Origin of the sequence: Shewanella gaetbuli (assembly GCF_023284065.1) — a bacterium.
Taxonomy (GTDB): domain Bacteria; phylum Pseudomonadota; class Gammaproteobacteria; order Enterobacterales; family Shewanellaceae; genus Shewanella; species Shewanella gaetbuli.
Genome location: NZ_JAKIKP010000022.1, coordinates 1 through 4,788, shown reverse-complemented (window position 1 = coordinate 4,788; position 4,788 = coordinate 1). Strand labels below are relative to the sequence as shown.

The window sequence follows — 4,788 nt, the reverse complement described above, 5'->3', positions numbered from 1 at the left end:
TACGTGTGCGTAGTGACGTGTTGGTGTGTCATACTCGATGTGAGAAGTATTAATTGTAATACCACGCTCACGCTCTTCTGGAGCGTTATCGATTTGTGCGAAATCTTTAACATCACCGCCGTATGTTTTAGACAATACAGCTGAGATAGCCGCAGTTAAAGTTGTTTTACCATGGTCAACGTGACCGATGGTGCCCACGTTTACGTGGGGCTTATTACGTTCAAATTTAGCTTTTGCCATGGTATCGCCTCAATCCAATAGTTTGGTGATCAAAACACGCATATAATAAAAATCCGATGCATTAATATCGCATCGAATCAATTTTTTAGTTAGGAAGTTTGATAATGATAGGTTGGTGCTGAGAGGCAGATTCTAGTTGCCGACCTCACCTTTTATGTTAACAAGGTGGCTCTATCAACTGAGCCCTATCAGCAAACAAATTTTGGAGCGGATGGCGGGAATCGAACCCGCGTTATCAGCTTGGAAGGCTGGAGTAATACCATTATACGACATCCGCGCAACCTATTTAGGCTACCTAACTACCTAGAAAATGGTGGAGGGAGAAGGATTCGAACCTTCGAAGGCTGAGCCGTCAGATTTACAGTCTGATCCCTTTGGCCACTCGGGAACCCCTCCAGTAAAATGGTGCCGGCACCAAGAGTCGAACTCGGGACCTACTGATTACAAGTCAGTTGCTCTACCAACTGAGCTATGCCGGCTAATCATTTCGGGAACGGATATTAGGTAAATGTGGCGATAAGTGCAATAGAAAAATTATAAAAAAGCTAAAAAAAGTCTTAATCGGTGCTTTTTTACCCTCAAGAAGGCCTTTGCGCTGAAAAAATCAACGTTTATTTTCATCGTATACAGATTTCAATTGGAAACTATTGTTCGCTAAATACGAATCGTGTACTGTGCCAGACCCAGTATAAAATTGGTTTTTTTAATGTCTAACTCAATTCAACAAGCACTTTACCACCATTTTAGCCGCCCACAATGGTCAGAGTTACGTAAATCAGTGCCACTCACGTTAAGTCAGTCCGAATTGGAAAGCTTAAGAGGGATGAATGAGAAGTTATCATTAGATGAAGTTACCGATATCTATCTGCCACTCAGCCGCTTATTAAACCTCATGTTTGCTGCCAAACAGCAACGAGGGTTAATTGTTGAAAAATTTTTAGAACAAAAAGCAGCGCGTTCGCCCTATATTATTAGTATTGCAGGTAGTGTTGCGGTTGGGAAAAGTACTACGGCACGTATCTTACAAACCTTATTGCAGCGTTGGCCTGAGCATCCAAAGGTCGATTTAGTCACCACTGATGGTTTTTTATACCCTTTAGCGGAGCTAAAACGTAAAGGGTTACTGCAACGTAAAGGTTTTCCAGAAAGCTATGACATGAAAATGCTGACTGATTTTATTGCTTCTGTTAAAGCCGGTGAGCCTAAAGTAAACGCCCCAATTTATTCACATGTCACTTATGATAGATGTCACGATATAAATCAAACCATTGAACAACCGGATATTTTGATATTGGAAGGACTCAATGTTTTACAAACAGGTTTAGATTCACCCGTGGATATTAGAAGGCCTTTTGTATCAGATTTTGTGGATTTCTCAATCTATGTCGATGCAGAAGAAACATTACTTAAACAATGGTATCAAGATCGCTTTTTACAATTCAGAACAGGGGCATTTAGCGACCCTAAATCTTTCTTTCATCATTATGCAGGCTTAAGTGATGATGAAGCTGAATCTATATCAGCCAATATCTGGGATACGATTAACGGGCCGAACTTAAATCTTAATATCCAACCCACTAGAGAACGCGCCAAACTCATATTACAAAAAGGCCACAATCATCAGGTAAATAAAGTTTTACTGAGAAAATAGTGGCTAACTGTGGAAACCGTTGCGCAGGTTATGCCTGCCTCAAACTTATCTCGCCACCGATATAAGCATCTATTTTGCCATTACATTCAATTAACACCGCACCTTGTTCATTAATACCTTTATACACACCGCTAATGTTGTTTGGCATCATCAGTAAGTTTACGGCTTTATCGACAAATAAATCATGAGCATTCCAATACGCCATAAATGGTGCTAACCCTTGATCATCAAAGCGTTGAATATCCTGTTTTAATTGTTGCTGTATATTAATAATAAGCTCGGTTTTATCGGGCAGTTGATTCAACTCGGTCAAATCACTCCAAGGTTGATCAATTAACACGCCTTGAGATTGTGACATGCTCAAATTAATGCCAAAGCCAATCACTAGCTCTGTCACATTATGTGATACCGGTGCCATCTCAATTAAAATACCAGCCAACTTCTTATTATCGAGGTATATATCGTTAGGCCACTTAAGGCCTAAACCATTAATTGACATACCTTCTAGTGCTTTAGTTATCGCACATGCCACAACTAAACTCAGCCCCATTGCTTTACTAGGATCTTGCTCAAAGCGCCAAAACATGGAAGCATACAAGTGATGGCCATAAGGCGACACCCATTGTTTCCCCCTACGCCCACGACCTGCTGATTGATATTCTGCAATACAAATATCACCCGACTCCAACTCATGATGATGAGCTAACATAAAGGTATTGGTACTATTAATCTCATCAAAATAAAAACAACGATTAGCAATGGCATTAATCAGTCTATTTTCATGTGTGAGTAACAGTGGGTTTGACAGTTTATAGCCTTTACCTTTAACACTGTATATATCAATGCCATAGTCTGCTAATGTTTCAATATGTTGGTTAATTGCAGCACGAGTAAGACCTAAGCAGTTTGCAATCTTCTCACCAGATATAAACTCATCTGCTGAAAGTAGCTGCAATATTTGTCTTTTGCGGTTCCAGTGTTCCATCACAACACCACCTCACCAAACTCAGCCATAATACGAGGCTCTGGTTGTAGAGTAATGTTAAAGTCATCCTCAACCTTATCAATTATTGATAAAGCCAGTTGGCAAATATCATGGCCTGTTGCATCACCTTTATTTACGATAACCAATGCTTGCTTGTTATGTACAGCGGCACCACCCACCATATGCCCTTTTAACCCCGCTTGGTCAATTAACCAAGCAGCAGCAAGCTTCACTTGTTCTGAATTCAATGGGAAAAAAACAATATTTGGATAAGTCTGTTGTAGTGTCGCTAACTGCTCTGTTGAGATAATAGGGTTCTTAAAAAAGCTGCCCACATTTCCTACCTCTACCGGGTCAGGTAGTTTTTCGCTGCGAACCTTACATACCAAATCAAATACATCTCTAGCCGTTACCTCGTCAGGTTTTAAATGACTAAGCGGAGCATAGGTTAGTTGCGGTCGCCATTGAGTAGATAACTTCAGTGCAACAGCAGTAATCAACGCCTTGCCGTGCAATTGTTGTTTGAAAATGGAGTCTCTATAACCGAATAAGCAATCCGCACTTGAGATTTCATACATTTCGCCAGCATCTAAATCTACAAACTCAACAGAATGACATACGCTAGCAAATTCGACCCCATACGCACCGATATTTTGAATAGGAGCCGCTCCAACCGTACCGGGAATTAATGCGAGGTTTTCTATGCCGTAATAGTTATGCTCTAAACAATACTTAACAAGCTCATGCCAATTTTCACCCGCTTCGACTTTAAGTAATACCCCATCATCAGTATGTTCTACATCAATACCTTTTGTTGCTATATGAACAACCTTACCTGCAAAATCTTCAGTAAATACAATATTACTGCCGCCACCTAAAATGACCATTGCGGTATCTGAATGGTAAAGTTCATAACAGGTATTAACTAAAGCTTGCTTATCACTAAGTGAAATAACCTGCTCGCAAGACTGGTTAAGGCCCAAAGTATTGAATGGTTTTAAAGAGTCTGTCATACAATCACACTAAGTATTTAAATTAGTTATATTGTAACAGGCAAAACAACCGAACGTCACAATAGAAGCCATCTTGAAAAGAAAAACAGATCCTCGATAACAGATCTCGAGGATGACGGATTGTGAAATGCCCCAAACGAAAAAAGCCCACAGCGTTCGAGGATGACGGATTAGGAGCATAGAGCCCCTCCGTATGATCACAGCAACGCACAACCCAAATCTTTCTGACGCACTCAACTCACGTCATTACGACAACACTTAATGCGCGTCATTCCGGCAATGCTTTTGGGCCGGAATCTGCATTCAAAAACAATAACTGCAGATCCTCGATAACAGATCTCGAGGATGACGAATTGTGAAATGCCCCAAACGAAAAAAGCCCACAGCGTTAGAGGATGACGGATTAGGAGCATTAAACCCCACCGTATGATCACAGCAACGCACAATCCAAGCCTTTCTGACACACTCAACCCACATCATTGCGAGAACACTCAAGCCTAACCATTATGACAGCGCTCAACCCCCGTCATTACGACGCACTCAACCTACGTCATTACGACAACACTTAACGCGCGTCATTCCGGCAATGCTTTTGAGCCGGAATCTGCATTCAAAAACATCAACTGCAGATCCTCGATAACAGATCTCGAGGATGACAAACTAAAAGCATTAAAACCACAAACGCAAAAAAGCCCACAGCTAACGCTGTGGGCTTTTTTATCTTATTTGGCGTCTGGAAATGACCTACTCTCACATGGGGAGACCCCACACTACCATCGGCGATACTATGTTTCACTTCTGAGTTCGGAATGGGATCAGGTGGTACCACAGCTCTATGGTCTCCAGACAAATTTGTTATCTAACCACTATCGCAGTTAAATATAATTCGGAAAACTGAT

Annotated in this window: 4 protein-coding genes, 3 tRNA genes and 1 rRNA gene; 1 reads left to right on the top strand and 7 read right to left on the bottom strand. The window is 41.1% G+C overall.

Annotation, left to right across the window (positions count from 1 at the left end; translation table 11 throughout):
- The 4 genes from L2672_RS17175 to L2672_RS17160 form a co-directional block, all read right to left on the bottom strand.
- Positions 1–240, bottom strand: a 240-nt coding sequence (locus L2672_RS17175) for a GTP-binding protein (RefSeq protein WP_248997046.1), incomplete at its 3' end; no start/stop codon positions are given.
- A gap of 203 nt (positions 241–443) precedes the next feature.
- A tRNA-Gly gene (locus L2672_RS17170) sits at positions 444–517 on the bottom strand.
- Between the two features lie 34 nt (positions 518–551).
- Positions 552–636, bottom strand: a tRNA-Tyr gene (locus L2672_RS17165).
- A gap of 7 nt (positions 637–643) precedes the next feature.
- A tRNA-Thr gene (locus L2672_RS17160) sits at positions 644–719 on the bottom strand.
- A gap of 227 nt (positions 720–946) precedes the next feature.
- On the opposite strand from L2672_RS17160, the gene coaA reads away from it, so the two are divergent.
- Positions 947–1,891 carry a type I pantothenate kinase gene (gene coaA, locus L2672_RS17155; RefSeq protein ID WP_248997057.1) on the top strand — a complete coding sequence of 315 codons (945 nt, stop codon included), beginning with the start codon at positions 947–949 and terminating at the stop codon, positions 1,889–1,891.
- Between the two features lie 28 nt (positions 1,892–1,919).
- Here coaA and birA read toward each other — a convergent pair whose 3' ends face one another.
- The 3 genes from birA to rrf form a co-directional block, all read right to left on the bottom strand.
- Entirely contained in the window at positions 1,920–2,879 is a 960-nt protein-coding gene (birA, locus tag L2672_RS17150; protein ID WP_248997056.1) for a bifunctional biotin--[acetyl-CoA-carboxylase] ligase/biotin operon repressor BirA, read from the bottom strand.
- Positions 2,876–3,889, bottom strand: a complete 1,014-nt coding sequence (gene murB / locus L2672_RS17145; RefSeq protein WP_248997055.1) for a UDP-N-acetylmuramate dehydrogenase — start codon at positions 3,887–3,889, stop codon at positions 2,876–2,878. The genes birA and murB overlap by 4 nt, the downstream gene beginning before the upstream one ends.
- A 731-nt stretch (positions 3,890–4,620) precedes the next feature.
- Positions 4,621–4,736, bottom strand: a 5S ribosomal RNA gene (gene rrf / locus L2672_RS17140).
- Positions 4,737–4,788: the final 52 nt, after the last annotated feature.